Source organism: Clostridium sp. AUH-JLR23 (genome assembly GCF_964238065.1).
Taxonomy (GTDB): Bacteria; Bacillota_I; Bacilli_A; order Erysipelotrichales; family Coprobacillaceae; genus Allocoprobacillus; species Allocoprobacillus merdigallinarum.
In genome coordinates this window covers 75,006-99,252 of record NZ_CAXSKY010000006.1, presented here as the reverse complement: position 1 = coordinate 99,252, position 24,247 = coordinate 75,006, and the positions used below count along the sequence as shown (strand labels likewise).

The 24,247-nt window shown below is 32.7% G+C and carries 22 protein-coding genes, 2 tRNA genes and 1 other annotated feature; of the genes, 1 reads left to right on the top strand and 23 read right to left on the bottom strand.

Going from position 1 to position 24,247, the window contains the following annotated elements; all coding sequences use genetic code 11:
- Positions 1–51: 51 nt before the first annotated feature.
- The 21 genes from udk to ACESR5_RS04540 all read right to left on the bottom strand — a co-directional run bounded on the left by udk (position 52) and on the right by ACESR5_RS04540 (position 23,200).
- On the bottom strand, positions 52–678 hold the full coding sequence (gene udk / locus ACESR5_RS04640) for a uridine kinase (protein WP_087243153.1): 627 nt from the start codon (positions 676–678) through the stop codon (positions 52–54).
- Positions 675–1,925: a U32 family peptidase gene (locus ACESR5_RS04635; protein WP_087243152.1), complete on the bottom strand. Its 1,251-nt coding sequence runs from the start codon at positions 1,923–1,925 to the stop codon at positions 675–677. The genes udk and ACESR5_RS04635 overlap by 4 nt, the downstream gene beginning before the upstream one ends.
- A complete protein-coding gene (locus ACESR5_RS04630; protein WP_373154476.1) occupies positions 1,900–2,832 on the bottom strand; it encodes a peptidase U32 family protein in 933 nt (310 codons plus the stop codon). Before ACESR5_RS04630 ends, ACESR5_RS04635 begins: the two co-directional genes overlap by 26 nt.
- Positions 2,829–3,428 (bottom strand): O-methyltransferase, encoded by a 600-nt coding sequence (locus tag ACESR5_RS04625; protein ID WP_087243150.1) that lies wholly within the window; start codon positions 3,426–3,428, stop codon positions 2,829–2,831. Before ACESR5_RS04625 ends, ACESR5_RS04630 begins: the two co-directional genes overlap by 4 nt.
- Position 3,429: 1 nt before the next feature.
- Positions 3,430–4,470, bottom strand: a complete 1,041-nt coding sequence (gene mltG, locus ACESR5_RS04620; protein WP_087243149.1) for an endolytic transglycosylase MltG — start codon at positions 4,468–4,470, stop codon at positions 3,430–3,432.
- A gap of 102 nt (positions 4,471–4,572) precedes the next feature.
- On the bottom strand, positions 4,573–5,649 hold the full coding sequence (locus ACESR5_RS04615; RefSeq protein WP_373154474.1) for a lactonase family protein: 1,077 nt from the start codon (positions 5,647–5,649) through the stop codon (positions 4,573–4,575).
- A 47-nt stretch (positions 5,650–5,696) separates the two neighbouring features.
- On the bottom strand, positions 5,697–5,969 hold the full coding sequence (locus tag ACESR5_RS04610) for a DUF1292 domain-containing protein (RefSeq protein WP_087297170.1): 273 nt from the start codon (positions 5,967–5,969) through the stop codon (positions 5,697–5,699).
- A gap of 2 nt (positions 5,970–5,971) precedes the next feature.
- A complete protein-coding gene (gene ruvX / locus ACESR5_RS04605; protein ID WP_087243146.1) occupies positions 5,972–6,394 on the bottom strand; it encodes a Holliday junction resolvase RuvX in 423 nt (140 codons plus the stop codon).
- Positions 6,394–6,651: an IreB family regulatory phosphoprotein gene (locus tag ACESR5_RS04600; protein ID WP_087243145.1), complete on the bottom strand. Its 258-nt coding sequence runs from the start codon at positions 6,649–6,651 to the stop codon at positions 6,394–6,396. Before ACESR5_RS04600 ends, ruvX begins: the two co-directional genes overlap by 1 nt.
- A 63-nt stretch (positions 6,652–6,714) precedes the next feature.
- Positions 6,715–9,324: an alanine--tRNA ligase gene (gene alaS / locus ACESR5_RS04595; RefSeq protein WP_373154472.1), complete on the bottom strand. Its 2,610-nt coding sequence runs from the start codon at positions 9,322–9,324 to the stop codon at positions 6,715–6,717.
- Positions 9,325–9,359: 35 nt separating this feature from the next.
- Positions 9,360–9,559 (bottom strand) — a binding site (T-box leader).
- Positions 9,560–9,638: 79 nt separating this feature from the next.
- A complete protein-coding gene (locus ACESR5_RS04590) occupies positions 9,639–13,883 on the bottom strand; it encodes an immunoglobulin-like domain-containing protein (protein WP_373154471.1) in 4,245 nt (1,414 codons plus the stop codon).
- A 324-nt stretch (positions 13,884–14,207) separates the two neighbouring features.
- Complete coding sequence (locus ACESR5_RS04585) at positions 14,208–14,663, bottom strand: hypothetical protein (protein WP_373154469.1); 456 nt, start codon at positions 14,661–14,663, stop codon at positions 14,208–14,210.
- 321 nt (positions 14,664–14,984) lie between these two features.
- On the bottom strand, positions 14,985–15,167 hold the full coding sequence (locus tag ACESR5_RS04580) for a dihydrofolate reductase family protein (protein ID WP_373154468.1): 183 nt from the start codon (positions 15,165–15,167) through the stop codon (positions 14,985–14,987).
- Positions 15,164–15,364: a hypothetical protein gene (locus tag ACESR5_RS04575; protein ID WP_373154467.1), complete on the bottom strand. Its 201-nt coding sequence runs from the start codon at positions 15,362–15,364 to the stop codon at positions 15,164–15,166. The genes ACESR5_RS04580 and ACESR5_RS04575 overlap by 4 nt, the downstream gene beginning before the upstream one ends.
- Positions 15,365–15,533: 169 nt before the next feature.
- Positions 15,534–16,478 (bottom strand): Na/Pi cotransporter family protein, encoded by a 945-nt coding sequence (locus ACESR5_RS04570; RefSeq protein WP_373154466.1) that lies wholly within the window; start codon positions 16,476–16,478, stop codon positions 15,534–15,536.
- A gap of 56 nt (positions 16,479–16,534) precedes the next feature.
- Positions 16,535–17,572: an AI-2E family transporter gene (locus tag ACESR5_RS04565; protein WP_289527105.1), complete on the bottom strand. Its 1,038-nt coding sequence runs from the start codon at positions 17,570–17,572 to the stop codon at positions 16,535–16,537.
- A gap of 49 nt (positions 17,573–17,621) precedes the next feature.
- Positions 17,622–17,759 carry a hypothetical protein gene (locus tag ACESR5_RS04560; RefSeq protein WP_158093958.1) on the bottom strand — a complete coding sequence of 46 codons (138 nt, stop codon included), beginning with the start codon at positions 17,757–17,759 and terminating at the stop codon, positions 17,622–17,624.
- A gap of 42 nt (positions 17,760–17,801) precedes the next feature.
- Positions 17,802–19,994, bottom strand: a complete 2,193-nt coding sequence (locus tag ACESR5_RS04555) for an ATP-dependent RecD-like DNA helicase (protein ID WP_373154464.1) — start codon at positions 19,992–19,994, stop codon at positions 17,802–17,804.
- A complete protein-coding gene (mnmA, locus tag ACESR5_RS04550) occupies positions 19,994–21,127 on the bottom strand; it encodes a tRNA 2-thiouridine(34) synthase MnmA (RefSeq protein WP_168081422.1) in 1,134 nt (377 codons plus the stop codon). The genes ACESR5_RS04555 and mnmA overlap by 1 nt, the downstream gene beginning before the upstream one ends.
- A gap of 119 nt (positions 21,128–21,246) precedes the next feature.
- Positions 21,247–22,167 (bottom strand): ROK family protein, encoded by a 921-nt coding sequence (locus ACESR5_RS04545; protein ID WP_129737011.1) that lies wholly within the window; start codon positions 22,165–22,167, stop codon positions 21,247–21,249.
- Positions 22,168–22,219: 52 nt separating this feature from the next.
- Positions 22,220–23,200, bottom strand: coding sequence for an RluA family pseudouridine synthase (locus ACESR5_RS04540; RefSeq protein ID WP_373154462.1), 981 nt, complete (start codon positions 23,198–23,200; stop codon positions 22,220–22,222).
- 232 nt (positions 23,201–23,432) lie between these two features.
- On the opposite strand from ACESR5_RS04540, the gene ACESR5_RS04535 reads away from it, so the two are divergent.
- Complete coding sequence (locus tag ACESR5_RS04535) at positions 23,433–23,963, top strand: NUDIX hydrolase (RefSeq protein ID WP_129737009.1); 531 nt, start codon at positions 23,433–23,435, stop codon at positions 23,961–23,963.
- 74 nt (positions 23,964–24,037) lie between these two features.
- Here the strand turns inward: ACESR5_RS04535 and ACESR5_RS04530 are convergent.
- Together ACESR5_RS04530 and ACESR5_RS04525 are read right to left on the bottom strand one after the other, a co-directional pair.
- Positions 24,038–24,114 (bottom strand) — tRNA-Asp (locus ACESR5_RS04530).
- Positions 24,115–24,144: 30 nt separating this feature from the next.
- Positions 24,145–24,235, bottom strand: a tRNA-Ser gene (locus ACESR5_RS04525).
- Positions 24,236–24,247 lie beyond the last annotated feature (12 nt).

Here is a 24,247-nt window from a genome sequence, read left to right as displayed (position 1 = left end):
ACTATAACATAAATACCTTGAAAATACTAGCATTTCTCATGTAAATTTTCATTATTCATCGACAATACTTTTAATCTTTGTCATCAATAAATCAACAGCAACATGATTACTTCCACCCTCTGGAATGATAATATGTGCATATTTTTTAGATGGCTCTATAAACTGTTCATGCATTGGTCTAACAGTCTTTAAATACTGTTGACATACTGAGTCCAAACTTCTTCCTCTTTCTTCAATATCACGTCTTAAACGTCGAATAAAGCGAATATCACTATCAGTATCTACATAAACCAAAATATCACAAAGTTCCCTTACAGTCGGTTCAGCCAAAACAAAGATTCCTTCCAAAATAATAACATCGCGACCTTCAATCACTTCTGTGACTTGACTACGTGTATGTAAAGTATAATCATATGTTGGTTTTTCTATACGTTCTTTATTCTTCAACTTCTTTAAATGCATGACTAATAAATCTGTATCAAAAGCCAGTGGATGATCATAATTTGTTTTTACACGTTGTTCAAAAGTGAGATGACTCTGATCTTTATAATAGTCATCTTGTCTGATAATTTTGACTTTGTGATGTCCTTTAAAATAATCATAAAGCTGCTTTGCGATAGACGTCTTCCCCGATGCACTTCCTCCTGCTATTCCAATAATAACGGCTTGCTCTCTCATACATTTCTCACCTTTCTTCCCATATCATTGCTTAAAACCTGATAAGGTATTTCTACATAAAGAATTTCCATTGGATGATTAGCTACATCAATCTCTTCCATATCTTCATTATAAAGTTTTTTGACAGTAAAGCAAAGATTATCATGATGAGGTGAGAAAACTTCAATCTGATCACCGATTTTAAAATAGTTTCTCTGTTCAATCTTAGCCAGCTTTGTTTCTTTATCATAATCTACAATACGCATAACAAATTCCTGTGTTGGATGTTCATCACGCATATTAAACAACTGTTCATTGACAGTAGGATGTTCATAATAAAAACCATGACAGAAAGCACGATTGGCTGCTTTCAACAATTCTTTTTCAAAATAATCACTTTGTTGGAAATGATCAGGATCTTCACAATAGGTATCTATTAATTTACGATAAGTCGATACGACTGTCGCAATATAATGAACTGATTTCATTCTTCCTTCAATCTTAAATGAATCTACTCCCAGCTCAATAAGCTCTCCAATATGTGCAACAAGTGACATATCTTTGCTGGACATACTAAATGGCATATCATTTTCCTGATTAACCAATTCACCATCCTGATACAAGTCATAATACCAGCGACAAGACTGTGAACAACCGCCACGATTGGCATCACGTCGACTTAAATAATTAGAAAGCATACATCTTCCTGAATAATGGATACACATGGCTCCATGAATAAAATATTCGATATCCACATCAACTTTATCCATAATACGTTTTAAATCATCATACGTCACTTCACGCCCTAAGACAACACGATCCATTCCCATATTCTGATAAAAAGAAATCGCCTGACTATTTAAAGTCGAAAGCTGTGTAGACACATGAACTTCCAAACCAAGTTTCATATCTTTAGCTATTTTCATGATATATGGGTCTGCCACAATAATAGCTGTTACCCCTATCTCATCTAATTTTTTTAAATAATCTTTTAACCCCTCTAAATTATCCTGATGTAAAATAATATTACAAGTGACATGAATATGCGCTCCATACTTTTTCGCAAATTCTACACCTTCTTGAATATCTTCTAACGAAAAGTTTGAAGCCTGAGAACGTAACGAAAATTCTTTTCCACCTACAAATACAGCATCAGCCCCATACATAATAGCCACCTTTAATTTTTCTAAGTTTCCTGCTGGCGCAAGCAACTCTGGCTTTTTTATAATTTTTCTTTTTCCATTAATGATTTGACTGATTTTTCTCATGATCCATCTTCCTTACATCTTCTAATTTATAAACTGTCTGGTCAAATAAAAAGCCACGATCAATAGGTGTTTTTAACTGATAAAGAAGTTGCATATAAGCTTTGACATCTCTATCATAAGTCTGTTTTTCAAAGCTCTTTAAAGCATCACTATATAACGAAACAACTTCAATAGCCTCTTCATCACTCATCATCAAAGTTTCAATGTATAAATATTCAAAACTTTGAATTTGATTCAATAAATCTAACATATATAATCTTGTCTTTGAAAAAATATGTGTTCCTCTTTCATTTTCATAAATATGAAAAACATAATCTGAATTTCGTGGTTGAATAGTTAAACGTGTCTGACTCTTATGATCAAAAGCCAATCCTGATGCTTCCTGATAATTTGTCAATAAAGCACGTTTACTCGCTGCAATATATTCTACACCATGAACTTGTAGCATCAATGGCATGTGAACTTGCTGATGAATTGATAACTGCTCTTCTAATGGAATGACACGTGCCAGTTGAGCACTTGTCACACCTTGTTGCTTTAAGACATTTAATGTCATAGCATTGGTATTTAATGTTTCTGGGGCATACATCATATCAAAGTGATATCCCTTATTTTTCACAATCTGTAAAACACCAAAATCTTGGAATAAAATGCCATGTATTGCCATCTTTGATAAAGCATCTATATAAGCTTCAACTGCTTCAATTTCATGTTCATCATATAAAGCATTCACTGCCACATAAAATGAGCACTGTGGGTATTGTTTCACCATTTGAGATATATCATCTAATGAAAAATAAGAGGGAGCATAGAAAGAATATTGGCCACCTAATATAAAACAATCAATACCCATAGATACATAGTCATAAAGTCTTTCTTTATGATTGAGTGATATTATTAATTTCATTGTTCATCCTTTCTTCGAATTACACAGATTCCATCACCAACTGCATAATATTCAACATCATATGCATCATGTTGAAAAATCCAGTCCTTGAATCTTTTGATTTTTTTAACTAACTGTCGTGTATTACGATTTTTAATATGATCAATATCAAAAATCATACCATGAAAATCTAAATTATCAACAATAATGATTCCATTTTTTTTCACAAAAGGAACATATTTTTCAAAAAACTTCTGATACTGAGCCTTAGCAGCATCAATAAACAAACAATCATAAGGAGCGAATTGAAGTTTATCTGTTTGAAAAGTTAAAGCATCATCATGATGAATTGTAATTCTTTTTTCTAATCCATGTTCATGAATATGCCTTACAGCTTCTAAATAACGCTGTTCATCAAGTTCAATGGTTTCTACACATAAATGTTCAACATGTGTTGTCATCATCATCGCTGAATAACCAATAGCAGAACCTATTTCCAGACATGATGTTGCTTTTCTTTCTTGAAGTTGTTCAATCAAAAAGAGGATTCCCTCTTTTTGCATAACTGGTATATTTCTTTTTAATGCATCCTGTTCTAATTCTTCTAATGTCATCATATTAATACCATCTATTCTCCTCTACTATTTTCTGGTGCTCCTTATAAGTACGACTATAAATCACTGTACCATCTTCTTTTGCAAAGAAGTAATAGTAATCATGATGTTCATATTGAATACATGCTTCTATTGTGACTTTAGAGATTGTACTAATAGGTCCTACTGGTAATCCAGTATATTTATATGTATTATATCGAGAGTCAATTTGTGTATGTGAAACACTCACATCAACTCCAGTTCTTTGCCATGCATAATTCACTGTAATGTCACTTTGTAATAACATATCTTTATTTAAACGATTGATAAAAACACCTGCAATTTTAGGACGATCTTCATCAAATAATGATTCTCTTTCTACAATAGAAGCAAATGTTAAAAACTGATGTGGTGTCCAACCTAATTTTTCAATATCATCCTTATATTCAGATAAACGCTCATCCATCATATCTAATGCGAGTTTTGTCATACTTTTTAAATCAGGTTCCTGTTCTGTAATATAATAAGTTTCAGGATAGAGATAACCTTCCAATGGATATAAAATATCTTTATCTAAAATACTTTCATCTAGAAACCAGTATTCTTCAATTAATGACTGTAAATATTCCTGATCATCCCACTGCTTAATCACTTCATCAGCAGATATATTTAAAATTTCAGCAAAACTTTCAGCAACTTCTGGAATCGTTGTTCCTTCCTTAATTGTCAATTTAGACGACAATATATACTTAAAGTCTGGATTTTCAATAATAGAGAAAATCTCAGATAATGACATATTTTTATTGAGTACATATGTATTGGCCTGTAAACGATCATAGTGATTTAATTTGAGAAAAATCTGACCACATAATTTATTGTTCACAAGTCCAGCATCTTCTAAAGTATTAAGCATCTGTGAAGCTGTTGAACCTTGTTCAATGGTTACAATCACTTCTTCATCTTTTGATGAAGATGCAGAAATACCCCAATTATAGAAAACAATTATACCAATCATACAAGCAATAATGATGCCACCAACAATATAAATGATTTTTTTATTCTTCATAAAATATCCTCCATCATTTATTTATTATAGGTTATTTGACAGGATTTATCAACTTTCCTTCTTTTTTTATCATCATAGATAAAAAAAGAGCATAAAATGCTCTTATACACCTCTTCCTTCAATTAAGCAAACAGGCTCACTCACCATATAACTAAAATGTGTTTCAAAAAGAACACCTTTTGATTCACCACGTCTGACTTCAAACGATTCAATTGAACCACCTTTTTGAGAAGCCACAACAATATATTTATCAATCACAAGAATCATACTTACAGGTTTTTCATCTGTATCAGTGTTATCTACAGCTGTCAACATTCCTGTAGCCAGATCCACTTCAAAAGTTGTCACAGAGTCATGTCCACAGTTTGATACAAATAAGTAATCACCTTTTTCATTAATGAGAATATCACCAGCAGTATTTTGACCAATATATTCATCTGTTGGGTAAGTCTTGACTGTCTGAACAAAAGTAAATACGCCATCTTCATAACGATAAACATGAATTTCACTTGTTAATTCACTTAGAACATATGCAAATTGTCCATCTGGTGAAAAAATAATTTTCTTTGGTCCTGAACCAGGTTTCACTTTAAATGTTAATTCATCATTACGCTGAAGTCTTCCTTTTTCACCAATATCATAAAGAACAATTTCATCTGTTCCTAAATCACAAACAACTATCCATTTTTGATCAGGTGTAGCCTCAATAAAACAAGGATGGGCTTCATTTTGACGTTTCTCATCTACGCTACTTCCCTGATGTTTAATTGTTTGTACAACTTTGACAATTTTTTGTTTCAATATTGGAATCACAACAACTTCACTGTTGTAGTAATCCACAGCATAGGCACATGTACGATCTTCATTAACATAACTGTCTACATATGTCTTTCCATGATCTGTTGATTTACCAGCTAAACCAAATTGTAGATCCATTGAAGCATATTGCCATAAACCGCCATCAGTTGGTCTCCCTGTATTATTTTTATAACATACATAGATAAAACGTTCACGTTTAGAAATGGCTATTGGATTCGCTAATGATTTATAAAATTTCTTTTTTAAAATCTCACCATTATCAATATCTATATGAAAAACATAAATTCCTCTAGTTAAATCATTACCATAACTTCCTACAAAAATTGGCTTTACTTTTCGTTTCTTAAAAAACAATCCCATTTTTATCCTCCTTAATAAAGAAAGGTAACTTTCGTTACCTCCTGATACTAATCCATGTCTTGAGAGTTCTCATCTTCTTCATCTTCAGCCATAAAGCTATTGAAGACTTCTTCAATCATATCCCATTCATCAGGTGTTTCAATTGGATATAAATTCCCATCATCATCATAAATAGATGAATAGACTTGAGCATCCTCATCATTTGCATCATAATATAAAACATATTTTTTTCCTGTATCTTCACTATCAAAAGTAAAGAGTACATCAAATTCTAATTCATTACCGTCATCATCAATGACTTGTATTTTATTAACGTCCATGACTATCTCCTTTGACCATCTAAGTATCCTTGTAAAATTTGTACAGCTGCCATTTTATCAATAACTTTTTTTCTTTTTTTGCGTGAAACATCAGCAAAAATCAATTGATTCTGTGCCATAACAGTTGTTAATCTTTCATCAACCAAAACAACCTCGACATCCATCATCTTTTCCAGCCTCTGTTTAAAAGCCATTGAAATTTGTGCTCTTTCCCCTAAATCCCCATTCATATGTTTGGGTAGACCAAGCACAATTGTATGAATATGATGTTCTTCAACAATCTGTTGAATATGTTTGGCAGCATCCTTATAGTTATTTTCTTCAAAACGATAGGTTTCTACACCATGGGCAAGCATACCAAGAGCATCACTCATCGCAATGCCGCAAGTTCTCGAACCTAAATCTAATCCTAATATTTTTTCCACTATTTAGACTCCAAATAAAATTTAACAAGTTCTTCAATAATTTCATCACGATCAATCTGTTGAATAATTGAACGAGCCCCTTTATGACTTGAAATATATGCAGGATCATTAGAAATCAAGTATCCTGCAATTTGATGAACTGCATTATATCCTCTTTCATCTAAAGCATTAGCAACTGTCATTAAATGAGAATGGATAACTTCTCTTTTAATTTCTTCAGAATTAAATAGACGTGTTTGAGTAAAATCTTTTCCCATTTATACGACCTCCCATCTATATAATCTATATTACACTAAATCATTGCAAATTGCTAGTAAAACTTAGAATTGCGCTTTGATTTGTGAGATAGCTTCATCCATATGTGAGCGATCAGCACATCCTCCTTGAGCAAAGTCTGGTTTTCCACCACCACGACCAGCAGTCACCTGATTGATTGTCTTGATCATCTCTCCTGCTTTATATCCAGCTTGAACCATAGATTTTGTTAATCCTACAAAATAAGATATCTTACCTTCATATTCATTGACCATAATCACAAAACCATGCTGTAACTGATCACGAAGGTCAAAAGCCATTTGTTTAGCTAAAGCAACTTCTTTAGATTCTTGAACATATAAGAATTGTACACCATTTAAATCAACAATATTTTTAGATTGTTCCTTTGCAGATAAAGCATTGATCTGATCTAAATATTGATCTCTTTCTTTTTTGATTTCATTAGTTTCTTCAATGAAATGTGTGACTTTTTCAATAGTTTCATTCTTATTTTTAATCTTTAATAAGTCTTGAACTTGATTTAAAAGTGTTTCACTATTTTTAAATGCCTGATAAGCCTGTAATGATGTAACAGCTTCAATACGTCTTACACCAGAACCTACACTTTCTTCACTGACAATTTTAAAGATTCCAATTTCAATACTATTAGAAACATGACATCCACCACATAATTCCTTAGAATAATCACCAACACTGACAACACGCACTTCATCACCATATTTTTCATCAAATAAAGCCATAGCACCTGATTGCATTGCATCATCTTTACTCATTAACTGAATATCAACATTCAATCCATTGAAGATTTGTTCATTAACCTGATCTTCAACTTGTTGTAATTGTTCTAAAGTCATTTTTTGAGGATGAGTAAAGTCAAAACGTAATCTTTGATCATCTACATATGATCCAGCCTGTGAAACATGTTCTCCTAATACATTCTTTAAAGCTTTTTGTAAAAGATGTGTTGCTGTATGATTATGAGTAATAAATGCACGTTTTCTTGTATCAACATATAAAGTTAATACATCTCCAACACGAATTTCACCGTTTTTAACGTTAACTATGTGTAAATGTTGTTGATGAGGTGCTTTATGAACATCTTTAACTTCAATTTCTGTAGAATCATTAGACATGATTCCTGTATCAGCACATTGTCCACCCATTTCAGCATAGAAAGTTGTCTGATCTAAAATGATTTCACCTTGGCTATCAATCACATCACATTTCACACCCTCTTGGAATGTTGCAATGACTTTCGCCTGAATTGGTGTTGGATTATAAATGAATGTAGATGGGGCATCAAATGCCATTAAATCAGGCTTTTGTGATGACATAGATTCTAAATCACCACGGGCATTACGTGCACGTTCCTGTTGTGCTTTCATTTCTGCTTTGAAACCTTCTTCGTCCACTTCAAAACCAGACTCTTCAGCAATTTCCACAGTTAATTCTAATGGGAAACCATATGTATCATATAATTTAAAAGCATCTTGACCATTTAATAAATGATTTTGGCTTTTTTGTAACATCTGATTTAATAGTTTTTCTCCATTAGATAATGTCTTATGAAAAGCTTCTTCTTCTTTTTTAACTAAACCACTTACATATTCCACTTTAGCAGGTAGATAATCATAGAAATCTTTCATGATATCCGCAACCACACCAACAAGTTCATACATAAATGAATGATCAATACCAATCTTTTTACCATAACGTACTGCACGTCTTAAAATTCTTCTTAACACATAACCACGTCCAGCATTATCAAATAATGCACCATCGCTTAATGCAAAAGTCACAGTACGAATATGATCGGCAATCACACGATAAGCCATTTTATTTTCTTGATATGGAACCTTTGCAAGCTTTTCAGTCGCATGGATAATTGGTAAGAATAAATCAGTATCAAAGTTTGTTTCTCCCTCTTGAATAATGCTGACTAATCTTTCTAATCCCATTCCTGTATCAATATTTTTTTGTGGTAATTCTTTATATTCTTTACGATCAATAGCTGGATTGCAGTCATATTGTGAAAAGACAACATTCCATACTTCAATGTAACGATCATTTTCCATTTCATCAAAGAATAGTTTTTCTCCTAATCCTTCTGGATCATATTTTTCTCCACGATCATAGAAAATTTCTGAATCTGGTCCCCCTGGACCTTCTCCGATTTCCCAGAAATTATCATCTGTTTTTAAAATATGACTTGGATCAACATGACAAACTTCTGTCCAGATACGATAAGCTTCTTCATCATCAGTATAAACACTGATATAAAGTTTATCCTTATCAAAACCAATCCATTCAGGACTTGTTAAAAACTCCCATGCAAAAGGAATCGCTTCTGCCTTAAAGTAATCTCCAATTGAGAAGTTTCCTAACATTTCAAAGAAAGTATGGTGTCTTGCTGTTTTCCCAACATTTTCAATATCATTTGTACGAATTGATTTTTGTGCATTCGCAATACGATTACATGCTGGCTTTTCTGTTCCATCAAAATATTTTTTTAATGCTGCAACCCCTGCATTGATCCATAATAATGTTGGATCATTATGTGGGATTAATGATGCTCCAGGTTCAATCATATGTCCTTTTGATTTAAAAAAATCCAAAAACATTTGTCTGACCTGATTACCTGTTAATTGTTTCATGATTTTCCTCCTTTTAATAAAAAAAGTCATTCCTGAAAAGGAACGACTATCATCGCGGTACCATCCTCATTCATAATGAATACTCATTATGCTCTTTGATCGTTAACGCCGATTTACGTTGATGTTTGCATCACTCTTAGAAGGTAGCTTTCTTTACAAGTATCCAGGAATTTTCACCAGCCATTCCCTCTCTTCAAGATCACTTATAAATACTTTTCTTCTTCAACGATTTGACTTTGATATTATACTTAATTTTTAATGAAAAATCAATCATTTTTAAAAATAAGGTGAATCCTCGATTCACCTTATCTCAATTACATATCACGACGTCTTCTTATAACCATATATGCGATTGCTACAAGAGAAATTCCTGCACCTAATGCATAAATCATGATTGGAGAAGAATCCCCAGTCTTCACTTCTGTAGATTCTGTTGTCTTATCAGGTGTTGTTTCTGTTGGTTTATCAGGTTTTACATCCACAACAATATCTGGACCCTTAAAATCATCAGTTGGTTTATTATTATCATTATCACCAGGATTCACAGGATCTGTTGGATTAGTTGGATCTGTCGGATCAGTTGGGTCTGTTGGATCACTATCATCTAAAACCGTTACTTTTATAGTCTTTGTTGTTGTTTTAGTACCACGATTATCAACAGTACAATCAGTAATTGAATATGTCACTGTATATACACCAGCTTTATTAACATCAACATTACTTTCAACTTTTAAACGATCAATGATATTTCCCCAATCATTGACATTCCATTCTCTATCAGAAACTTCAACATAGTCATAAGGATCAAATTCATCTCCAACATGAATAGTCACATCTTCAGCTTTAATAACTGGAGCATCATTTTTATACCATACAGTTATTGTTACATCACCTTGCATAGTACCTACTTCATTTTCAATACCTTCAACTCTATCAATATGGTATCCCTTAAGTCCTAATTTAGAAGCTGATTGGCTTACGTCATAATCTTCACCTATTGTAAATTCATGAATACGTGCTTCTCTTAATTCTTCACCAGTATCTGCATCTTTATAGTTAATAGTTACTGTACCTGTACCAGTTTGTTCAGACCATACTAATGCAAATGGACTGAATCCAGAGCGATCAACTGTAAATTTAATACCATATTCAGTTTTGTCAATTTCCATTGGTTCAAGTTCACAATCCTTAATAGCCTGTTCAACGTCTTCCTGACCAGTAATACCATATTCACGATGTAAATCTTTGTAGTGAACTAATTTAAAGTCTGTATCTTTATTAGTTCCTTCAGGATATGGTAAATACACTGTTGTTCCATTACTTGCAGAAACCCAAGCATTTCCATTATAAGCATCAACTAAATCTAAGTAATGGAAATCAAAATGAACTAATGTACCTAATTCATCTTCCATTTCTAAGAATTCTTTTGCTTTATTTTCCATCAATTCTTGACGATTATCGCCTTCTTCTGTCAATAGAGAATCATCTAATAATTGAATACCAGCAGCTTCAACTTGACGATTTTCATCATTATTTGTATAGAATTTTGGATTTGTACCATTTGCAATAGCTGCTGCATGTTCTACTTCTGAAGTTATTTCATTTTCCTGTACCAATGGATGAGTAGTTGTCCCTGAAATTGCTCCTCTTTTATCAGAAGTATGACGTACAATTAAAGAACCACCTTCATCACTAAGATTTACTATATTACCATTAACAAGTACATCTTCGTCTTTAAGATCATTCTTCCAAGAAAGTGTAGCAGTGTATTCTCCTGCTTTTCTATCATGTGTAACTACTTTACCATCTTCATCAGTATATGTAACTTCAAGATTATCCATCAACTGATCAATTAATCGTCCATTGTCAGTAGACATTTCTTGTCCTTTGATTGTCAAAGATTTAAGTTCACCACTATAATTAACATCAACAGAATTAATTATTGTGAAATCAGGGAATCCACCATTATCATATGCTTCATCACCTTGTCCACCACCAGTATAAACAGTAATATCATCTGGATTTAAAGTGTATTCATTATTATTGAAAAGCATGACTGCATAGGCTTGATTTGCTGTAAGATTCTTAAGAGTAATAGGAATCTGATCAACATTTTCAACTTCTTCAATTGTCACATCAGCATTTTCTTGAGGAGTACCATCATCATTGACAGGCATATATACTACATATAATCCTGTTTTCTTTGGTGTTGATGTTGGATCAAGTTCAAAAGAAAATTCCGTTGTTGATGGTTGAACCCAAAGAACATTAGATCCTACTTGAGACCATCCAACATATCGTTCATTAACTTCCGCTGCAAGTGCATTTTGCGCTTCTGATGTAGCACGTCCTAAATTGACATCTGCATATCCTTCTGGAAGAATCACAGTTCCGGCACTTACACTAATTCCTCGTTTTTCACCAAGAACATTCGAACTGATATGCGTATATTCATAGCCTGCTTCTCCATCTCGTTCTGCTACTGCGTAACCACCTGATGCAGAGATTTGAGAACTACCTGAACCATTTCCAGTGATTGTTCCGCCATTCAATTCAACAAGTGATTTACCTTCAACCGTATAAGAAATACCATAGCTACCATTATCGGCAATGGTTCCACCATTCATAATAAATGTAACGCTTCTCCAGTCAGTTTTACCACTCACTTGTACACCATAACTTGAATTACGTGCAATTTCTCCACCATTCATAACAACTAATGAACTGTTATTTACACGGATTCCTAAACCAGTATTGTCAACAATATGAGCCGTTGATTCAATCATACATTCTGGTCGTCCACCACCTTGGTTTGCCATATAAATCATACCTTTAGATGCTTTATTATTTCGAATCGTACCACGAATGACATAATGTGAACCATTATTTGAATAGATCAATCCACCGGCATTAGTTGTTTGACAATTTTCAATAACACCATTTTCACCCAATTCAATTAAACCATACCAAGAACGATATAACCAAGATTCACCAGAATTACAATCAGAGATAATACCATCTAATAAAATTTTATGTGTATAACGTTCATCATTAGTTAAATCATCAAAATGTACAACTGGGATACCATCAACCTTTGAAATATGTGATCCTTTATCTGCAGTAAAATTACAATATTGTGACCAAATGGCACTATTGTTACCAGCAAATTCACCTGTAACATTATTGATTTTACTTGTACTTGTTAATGTGGCTTCACCACCAGAACGCAAATGAACAGCAATACCATTTTGTCCGTGCCATGCAGCATCAGTTCCAGCAATATTTTGAATCGTTCCACCGATATTAGCTATACCACTATCAACAAAGACAGCTCGACCATTCATGGTTGCATCATTAATTCCACCAATGATACCACCCTTCATATTAAGTGTACCACCTTGTAACCATATAGCTCCACCAGGCCCAAAACTTCCAGTTTTACCTTTTTCTCGAGTGATAGTTGTGTCATCTATAATCTGACTACCTTCTTCCATAACTAGCACACCACTAGCTAAACGTACAGCAGACATACCACCATAGTTTTTAAGTACTGCACCATTACCTAATGTAATAGTTCCAACACCATTATAAGTTGCTATGATACCATCTTGAACGATGTCTGTATTTTGAACTTCTTTACTACCAACTGTAGTATGTCCATCACCTTCTGAATCTGCTTGAATAAAATAACTACCTTCTTTTTTACCAGCATCATCAAGAACAATATTCGTTAATGTTAATGATGCTGTACCTGTTCCATCTGTACTATCTACTTCTATTAATGCAGGATTATATGTAGAACGTGCTGCATCTTGAATCTGACCAAAATCATCTCCACGTGTTAAAGTATATGGTCCCCCATTACCACTTGTAATCGTAAGATCTTTACCATAATAACGTGCACTACTGTACATAGTTAAATCAGACATAACATAAATAGTTCCACCATCTTTAGCCACATCTACAGCCTTTGCTAAAGTTGCGACCGGAGATTCTTGTGTCCCAGCACCTGTTTCATCATTTCCATTTTTTGAAACATAAACAACATCTAAAGAATCTTTATCGGCAGCTTTAGAAGTAACATCTGCTTTTTGAGTAGGTGTTGTTTTTTCAACTGTTGGCTGTTGTTGAGTTGTTGTTTCCGGAGCTGTTGGTTGTTGCTGAACTGTTGTTTCTGAGGCAGATGCTTCTTGATCATCTACTTCTGATTCAACAATTTCAGTAACTTCAACAGTCACTTTTTCTTCTTTGACTTCCTGTGTTTCACTATCAGTATATGAAATAGTGAAAACATAAGTATTATTTCGATCAACACTATATGTATATTGTGTTAAATCTTCAACCGTTATAGATTCATCAGGATAAACAACTTGATTGACAACAATATCTTCATCAACATTGAGTTGAATCTGAACATTTGATGAATCTTCATTTGCTATTTTTTCTACACTATAAAAGCTTTCTCCCACTTCAGCATAAACTTTATTTGGAAGTGCTTGTGTAGAATAACCAAATATCATAAATAATACTAATATAAAGCATAGTAATTTCTTTTGCATAATAGCTTTTCAACTCCTTTTACTCAAAATAAAATTTCAATAAATGGATCTATTATTTTTTCATATACTTATTTGATAGAAAGAAGATTGACTTAGTCCATATATTCTTTCAATATCATCATAGATATCATAAACATAAAGTACAGATAGATACATTCGTATCAAGAAAGTTTGACAAGGATCATAAAAACTTTTTTAAAATACGATCATCCATTTATTGTTTGACAAATAAGATACAATTGATTTATAACCAATATTTATCACCCCAACAAATATATCTAACATTGACTATATTCTTCATTCATTCGCTTTTAGAAAGAAGCACTATTGATCAACTTCATCCATAATAGGATAAAGAATATGTAAAAACTCCAATGCACTTCTAAACATTTTTGTTTTATTCTTTTGAATCCAGGTAATTTCCCCTTGCCAAGAATAATTTTGTCTATACATGATTTTAACCAAAAAATTATTTTTCGTATTTTCCAAATTCATAAAAGATGTTTTCAAGTTTTCTTCCATGATTTGAGAATCTATAGTTTTATATTCTAATTGATTCATCATCTTTCGATGTCTTATATTAAATGTTCTATATTTGACATTACACTTTGGCACATGACAATCTTGCATAATTTGATCCATTGTCAAAATTAATTCTGTCAAACCATGAAATCCAACACTATTCTTTAAATAAGGGCAATAAAGATAACCTATGATATTTTCATTTTCACAAGGTGATAGTGATATTGTAAAATAGATATATCGTTCCTTATAACTCATAGACAAATTCACACCCCCTTCTCACTAAAGAACGAAAAAGTAGACAAAAAGTTCGCAAGAAAAAGACTGTTTTTCCCACGGATTCTTCCTTGTTTTTATTATAAATAAAAAGAATGAAAAAGCCTACTTTTTTAATCAAATGTTTAAAAAACACTGCACCGTGTGACCAACAATGTGACCAAATCATAAAAAAAATGGAATATAAGTTCTATATTTCAAACATTAACAAGAAAAATATCACTTCAATCAATCAGATTAAACATAATAAAAAGAAAGGTTCATTGAGTTTTTACCTTTCTTTATTATTGATGAAATAATCTGTTAATATATTTTCTTCTTATATTCAATATCCACTATACCATTATAAACATAAGTTTTTATCAATGATAATCTTGTTTCCTGATCAAAATCTTCAAATAAGCGTGTTCCTTTTCCAATTAATGTTGGAATCATAGAAATATGATATTCATCAATCATATTAGCCTGAATTAAAGGTGTAATCAATTGTTGACCACCACAAATCCAAATATCTTTTCCAGAATCCTGTTTTTTTGAACTAATGAACAAATATCTTCAGATGTGACAATGACATGATCTGATGATAACTGAGTCAAAGATGATAAAACATAAATCTTTAATCCTTGACGAATCCAATATTGATTGACTTTCTTTTCTATCATACGACAAGCTGTTTCACTCATAATGACACTATCAACATGTTTTAATAAACGATGATAACTTTCTGTTTTTTCATCTGTAGGATTATCACCATGTAACCAATCTATACGTCCATGTTGATCTGTGATATATCCATCTCAACTCATTGCGATATACAAAATGACTTTTCTCACTATCATCCCTACTTTCTTTTTATTTTTTATGGTGATATGGGTAAATCCATTGAATAGTTTGAATCAGATAAGGTTCACATAGTAAGACAATAAATGTTGTCGTCATATTATAAAATGTATGCATATTGGCTATTTGATGGAGGGGTGATAATGGTGTCCATCCTGCAATCCAATCGGCGAGAGGAATCATTTGTGAAATAATTAAAAAACTGATAGCTCCTACAACATTAAAAAGAAAATGAAACAATGCTAGACGTTTCCCATTACGCGATCCTTTTAAAGAAGCAAGAAAACCTGTTATACATGTTCCTAAATCAAAACCTAGAATCAGATAAACAGCCTGATGAAAAGAAATCAACTGTTTAGAAGCGAGAATTTGTAAAATACCAATAGACGCTGATGAACTTTGAATTAAAGCTGTAAACAACATACCGATACAAACACCCCATATTGGATTTTGAATATGCATTAAAGCACTCACAAATGTGGATGAGTGTTGTAGGGGCAACATGGATTGAGCCATCATTTCAAGTCCCATAAATAATAGTCCTAAAGCCATCATCACTTGTCCACATAAATGCTTAATGCCATGACTTATCAGATATAAACATACGCCTACAAAGGCTAACAATGGCGCAAACATGCCAATATCTAAAGCAATCATCTGTCCTGTTATGGTTGTCCCAATATTAGCTCCCATCATAACCCAGATAGTTCTTTTTAATGACATAATATGGGCATTTAAAAAACCAATGAGAATAACACTCATAGCAGATGAACTTTGAATCAGGCATGTCAACAAAGTCCCTACACCAATAGCTTTCCACTTATGATTGGTCAGTTTTAATAAAAAGATTTCTAATCTTTCTCCCAGTCCTTCTGTTAATCCTTCTGATAACAGTTCCATGCCAAACAGAAATAATGCCAATCCTCCTAACAGTCCTAAATAATGAGAAATCGTCATGGCTTCACACCCCTTTATTATCATATATGATAACAAAGAAAAAATTTGTAAAATCTTTATCGGTTTTCATGCTGCATAATTCTCTTAATATCATCACCAATACGTAAATTCTTGAAAAGTTCCCCAATAAAAACGACATATGACAATAATAGTGGCGAAAAAATCATACCAATCAGACCAAAAAGATCTCCAAAGAAAGTCAATGCTATTAAAAGAAGAATAGGATGTAAATGAATGCCTTTAGAAAATAAATAAGGTTGTAAATAAGAAGATTCTAAATATTGTAAAACCATAATCACAATAAGAGATGCATAACCAAGATGCTGGTCAATAAAGAATTCATAAATAACAACTGGTATGCCACCAATATAAGGTCCTACATAAGGAATGAGATTTGTAAGTGATAAAAATAATGCAATCCAAACTGCAAAATTCTGATTTATAAAAAAGAAAGGAATAAAGCACATCAAAAAGAAGAAGAAAAAATCTAAAATCATTGATTTCATAAACTGATATGTTGTGAGTTTTAATTTTTTTAATGTCTGCATACATATACCTTGTTTTTCAAAAGGAAGATAGACAATGGCTTTTTCAATTAAATGAAGATTATCATAAGATAAATAAAATGAAATGCCTAATGCTATAAAAATATTTCCAACCCAGTAAATGACTGTCTGTGTCCAACCATTAAACATATCTATAAAATAATCAATGACCTGATATTCTTCTAAAAAACGAATAAAAGTAGAAAAAATAGGATTGACCATAATCTGACTATCACAGATACGATGATAAAAAATAAGACACTGATCTAATAAATAAGGGATTAAAAAATAACAGCTTAAAATAAAAAACAATGAAAAAGATAAATATAAGTGTGTTACAACAACTTTTCTAGAAAGGCGATCACTGGTAAAATAATCAATCAGGGGATCAATAAGAAAATGAAAAAACAATGCAATAATAACAGGAAAAATCAATTGAAAAATATAAATTAATAATGATCCTATACGAAATAAAGTATAAACATAATAAAGTAAAATAGCACAAATACAAAAAATGATGAGAGAACGTGCGATATTGTTTCTTTTCATTTCAACCTCCACGACAAGAAAAGGACTACAATGAGTCCTTTTGTACTTCTTAAAGTTGTTCCTTAATCGCTTTTTTGGCTTTATGAACAGTATGTTCGATGTTATCGGCACATGGCATATCACTCATCATAATCATTGCCGCAGCAACAATTCCTGCCGAGAAAAAAGCAACAGCTAATTTTGACATGATTATTCACTCCTTTAAAAGTACAATCTTAGTATGTCCTGATTATTCAAAATCATACAAAGAAATTTCCGGAGTTTCGTTCATTCTTGAAATCAATGTCGTTTTCCTTCGATCATCTTGTTCTCGACCAATTCCATATTGAAAAGCCTGATGATTTCCTAAAAACCATAAAGATTGTTTTGCTCGTGTTAATCCTGTATAAATCAGATTCTTTTTCAACATAATATAATAGTCTTTTAAAACAGGCATAATGACAATTTTAAATTCATTTCCCTGTGATTTATGTACACTCATGCAATAAGCATGTGTCAATGTATAAAATTCCTGTGGCGTATATTCAACAATAGTTCCATCAAAATCAACAATCATCATATCTGATAAATATTCAAAATTATCTTTATAACAGATTTCTACCAATGTTCCTATATCGCCATTAAAAACATTATCTTCAATACGATTTTTTAACTGTAAAATCTTATCGCCTTCTCTAAATAAACGTTTACCCACACGCAGTTCATTTTTAAATCCATCTTGAGGATTAAATAATTCCTGTAGACAATCATTTAAAGCATCAATACCAGCAACACCATTATACATTGGTGCTAAAACTTGTATATCATGCACATCATAGCCATCTTCTAATGCTTTTGTGACTAATACACGTACATACTTGACAACATCATAGGCGGCACATGTTTGAAAATGAATATCCTGATACTTTGAAAATAAAGTTTCATCATATTGATTATTGCGAATACTATGGGCTAATTGAACAATACCACTCTCTTTGGATTGACGATATATATGATGTAAAGCAATGGTTGGGATACGCTGACAACTGATGAGATCATTTAAAACACGACCAGGTGCCACAGATGGCAATTGCTGATCATCTCCAATCAAAAGAATCTGACTGACTTTTTGACAAGCTAACAAAAGATGTGAAAACAATAAAGAATCGACCATTGAAAACTCATCAATGATCAATAAATCCACATCTAATGGATTTTTCTCATTAATCGCAAAAGTATTTGTATGTAAATCCCATTTCAATAAACGATGAATGGTACAAGCTTCCACTCCTGTCACTTCAGTCAAACGTTTAGCTGCTCTACCAGTTGGTGCAACAACAGCTAATTTTTGATCAGGATTTAAACGCTGATAGATTTTAATCATAGCATTGACAATCGTTGTTTTTCCAGTTCCTGGTCCTCCGGTAATAATCATAGCTGACTGTTTTAAAAAGAGTGTCATCGCTTCTTTTTGAAAATGATCATATTGAATAGATAACTCTGTTTCTAAATCTGCAATAATGGTATCAATTTCCTGCTGATCATATTCATACAAAGGCGCATGAAGCCATTTTTGAAAGATTTTTGATATTTGTATTTCACTTTGATATAAATCATAAGGATAATAGCGTTCATCTTCCTGAATAATTTTACGTTGTTCAAGAACATCCTGCAAAGCTGTTTCAAAACTTTCATCATCAATTTGAGGAATATAGCGATGAAATCTTTTCACGATAGCCTCAAAGTTATGATATGTACTTCCATCTTGAAAACAGGCTTCTTTTAAAGCATAAACAATAGCTGCCTGAATACGATGATGATCATGTTGATCAACACCTATTTTCAATGCCAGATCATCTGCCGTTTTAAAACCAATTCCATCAATATCATCAATTAACTGATAAGGATTATTCTGTAAGATATCCAATGTTTTTTCCTGATAGACAGCTTGAATTAAAGCCAGATGACGTGTCGAAATACCATGTCCCATGAAAAACATCAAAACTTCCTGATCGAAATCCTGGGAATTTAACACACTCGCAATCGTTTCACGTTTGGTTTCATTCATACCACGAACACGATCTAAAACATGCTTATCTTCTTTAATCTTACTTAATGCATCTTGACCTAAAGCTTCCACAATAGCACTGGCTTGTTTTTCACCAATTCCTTTAAATAAAGGACTAGATAAATAGCGAATGATTTCACTTTCCTCATTCGCTAAAACAATCTCATAAGATTGAATCTGAAATTGTTTCCCATATTTAGGATGAATGACATAATCACCCTGAAAATGATATTTATCCTGTAGATTTACATAACTCATATAACCCGTTGCTAGAATTGGTTTATCTTCCTGTTCACTATCAATCAGACAGACAATAAACTTTGTATCCTCACTATAAAACCTAATACGTTTAATAATTCCCGTATATTCTAACATTATAAGTATGTAATCTCCTTATCATCTTTATACACTTTATCAATCGTTCCTCCACCAAGACAAACATCACCCTGATAAAAGACTGCTGCCTGACCAGGCGTTACAGCTTTGACAGGTTGTTTGAATGTCACATAAAGTGTTGTTTCATCAACAAAATGAATCGAAACTTCATTATCTTTTTGACGATATCTAAATTTGGCTGTGCAATCATATTCTCCCGATGGTTTTTGACTACCGATCCAATTGACATCCGTAATCAAAGCACCTTCGCTCATTAACCATTGATTCTGATCTCCTTGGCACACATATAAAATATTATCATCATACTTTTTACCCACAACAAACCAGGCATCACCTGGACCACCAATACCTAAACCCTTACGTTGTCCAATTGTATAATACATAATGCCCTGATGTTCACCGACAACTTGACCAGTTTCAATATCTACCATCTTTCCAGCTTTGGCTGGAATATAATTTTTCAAGAACTCTCTAAAATCTCTTTCTCCAATAAAACAGATTCCTGTACTGTCTTTTTTATGAGCCACTGGCAAGTTTAAATCTTCTGCCAATTGTCTGACTTCTGGTTTGGTCATATTTCCAATCGGAAATAATGAAGACTGTAGTTGAGATTGATTTAACTGACATAAAAAATATGTCTGATCTTTATTAGAATCAATGCCTCTTAACATGATAGAATCTTGTCCATCATGATGTTCCACACGTGCATAATGTCCTGTCGCAATATAATCGGCCTCAATAGATTTGGCATAATCTAAAAAAGCTTTAAATTTAATATGTTTATTGCATAAAATATCAGGATTAGGCGTTCTCCCTTTGGCATACTCTTCTAAAAAATATGTAAAAACATGATCCCAATATTCCTTAATAAAATCAACACGTCTTAATTCTATTCCTAAATGCTCAGCGACCTTTTTTGCATCATTATAATCTTTTTCCTGTGGACAGATATCATCGTCATTTGTCGGATTTCCTAAAATATCATTATTTAATGATGAATCCCAGTTACGCATAAAAACGCCAATAACTTCATAACCTTGTTGCTTTAAAACATAAGCTGCAACTGCACTATCTACACCACCACTTAAACCTAATACAACTCTTTGTTTCATAGACGCCTCCTTCTTGCATATTCTATCATTTTCTTCAACAATTATAAAGTAAAAATAATGGAATACTCATATAAAAATAAAACTGATAAAGAGCACCTCACTCTTTATCAGTTGTCATATTATTTTAATTTTGACATTGGAAGCATGGCTGCACCAATAGCACCACAATCTTCTAATTCTCTTTCTAAAATAGGAATATGTCCTCTCATACCAACATGAATTTTCGCATTGAATTGTTCAACAAGTTGATCATAGAAGTATTTTTTAGATTTCATAACCCCTCCACCTAATACAAAACAATGTGGATCAACAGTATGAGCAATATCTGCTAACATAGTAGCAAGTTCACTGACACATTCATCAACGATACCTTTTGCTTTGATATCACCTTCATCAGCTAATCTGAAAACATCTCCAGCATGATTGACACGATCTTCACCTAAGATTTCTTTTCCTTTACGTGTAATAGCTGTACCACTAGCTTCACCTTCTACAGCTCCAGGGTTTAAACCACCGAATTTATATCCGTTGTTTTTCACAATAATATTTCCAACTTCTCCAGCATGTCCTCTTCCACCAGAAACAAGTTGACCATTCACAACAAAAGCCCCACCAATTCCAGTTGAAATTGTCACATAATAACATGTTGGTTTCCCTTTACCAGCACCTAATAAAGCTTCTGCTAATCCAGCAACATTAGCATCATTATCAATAAATACAGGTAAGTTAAAACGACTTGAAAGTTTTTCACAAATAGGATAATTTTCAAATCCAGGTAAATTTGTTGCCATAATCATGACACCACGTTCAGTATCTACAGGTCCAGGAACACCAATTCCAATCCCCTGAACATTATTGATACCACCACAAATTGAATAATCTAAACTTTCAATTTGTCTTATAATTTTTGAACAAACATAATCTGGTCCATTTTCTCTTTCTGTTGCATCTTTGACTTCACTATATGATTGTCCATTTTCATCAACCAAAAGAGTACGTACGTTTGTTCCACCTAAATCAATCCCAATATAATATTTCATCTTAGTTCTCCTTCCTTGATTTATATTTATTATACAATAAAATCAACTGTTTTCATAGATTCTTTTCATGAAACAATGCATTTTTCAAAACTTCTAAGTTTTGTGGTAATGGACATGTTATGACATAATCCTGTAAGTATTTTAAAGAACCTATCGGTTTAACAAAACAGATGGAATAGGCATGTAAAAATTGATTTTGAAAATGATAAGTCTTTTTCAAATAACGATTCAATTCAAAATCTCCATATTTACTATCTCCAATCACTGGATGTCCAACACTTGATAAATGCAGACGAATCTGATGGGTTCTTCCTGTAATGATTTTAACTTTCAATAAAGAATATTTTTGATTAGATTTAATGTTTTCAACAAGCGTATGCATCTTTAAAGCCCCTTCAGTTGAAGGTGATACCATTCTTGCAAGTGAGCGATCGCTATCTTTTTTCATATATCCAATCAACTCACCACTAGGCATATAACCTTTACAGATTGTCAGATATGTCTTGTCAATGCAATGACGTTTTTTCATCATCTCATTTAAATCCTGCAAAGCACGCATCGTTTTTCCAAAAATCACAATGCCACTGGTATTGCGATCGAGACGATGGACTGGTCCAGGAGTAAATCCTAATGTCTGTTGAGGATCATATTCTCCTTTTTGATGTAAATAAGTTAAAACCTGATTTGATAATGTATTGACATCTTCATGAATATCTTCATGAACCAGCAAGCCAGCTGGTTTATTGACAATCAATACATTGTCATCTTCATATAAAACATCAAAAGTAATTGGTAAATCAAAGATACTTTGAGGTTTTGTGAGCTCTAAAAAGCGATCTTCATATAAAAATAATTCTACCTGATCCCCTTTTTTTAAAATATAGTTTTCTTTCACCCTGACACCATTAACTTTCACATCTTTTTTTCTTAACATTTTATAAATCAGCTGTGGCGGTGCCTGACATAATAATTTCTTTAAATATTTATCTATTCTTTGGTTTTCATAATTTTCATCTATCATTAAAGTTTTCATTTCATCACCATTTTCATTCTATCAAAATTTCTTAAAAAAATACACAATTTTATTTGAAAGCCTTTACATCTCTTAAAACTCTGTTATAATTATTTATGTTAAGTGGTTGTCACTTAAACATACCCCCCCTATTATCACCCTAACGTGTAAATAATAGAGATAGAAGAAAGTATGCTCCCCCGCATACTTTCTTTTTCTATTTTATGTTATAATATGGAGGAGGTGAAAAATCATGGAAAAAGAGATTCAAAGAACACTTATTTATGATGGTAAAATTATGCAAGTCACAAGAGAAGAAGTCGAATTAGAAAATGGTGAACATGCCTATCGTGAAGTTGTTTATCATCATGGTGGTGTTTGTATCTTAGCTGTTAAAGATCATCAAATCATTCTTGTGAAACAATTTAGATATCCTAATCGTATTCAAACTATTGAAGTGCCTGCTGGAAAGTTAGAAAAAGATGAAGATCCACAAGATTGTGCCTTTCGTGAATTAGAAGAAGAAACAAACAATCGTGCTCGTGATATGAAATTTATTATGAAGGTTTTACCTTCTCCAGGCTATACAAGCGAATGGCTTTATCTTTATGAAGCGATTGATTTTGAAGAAGTCAATGATGCTTTAGCTGGTGATGATGATGAGTTTATTGATATTATCAAGCTGGATATTGATGAAGCTTATCAAAAAGTATTAGACGGTGAAATCGTTGATGCAAAAACAGTCATTGCGATTATGTATGCCTATCAAAAAGATCATCAATGATAAAGTGGTAAAGCCACTTTTTTCTTTTATAAACAAAAAAACTATTCCTTGATGGAATAGTTATCATTTTATATTGGCGGTCTGGACGGGGCTCGAACCCGCGACCTCCGCCGTGACAGGGCGGCATTCTAACCAACTGAACTACCAGACCAATATAACAACTGCCAAGGGTTTACATAAATGGCGGAGACAGAGGGATTTGAACCCTCGCGCCAGTTTCCCGACCTACACCCTTAGCAGGGGCGCCTCTTCAGCCTCTTGAGTATGTCTCCTTCAGTTGCCTA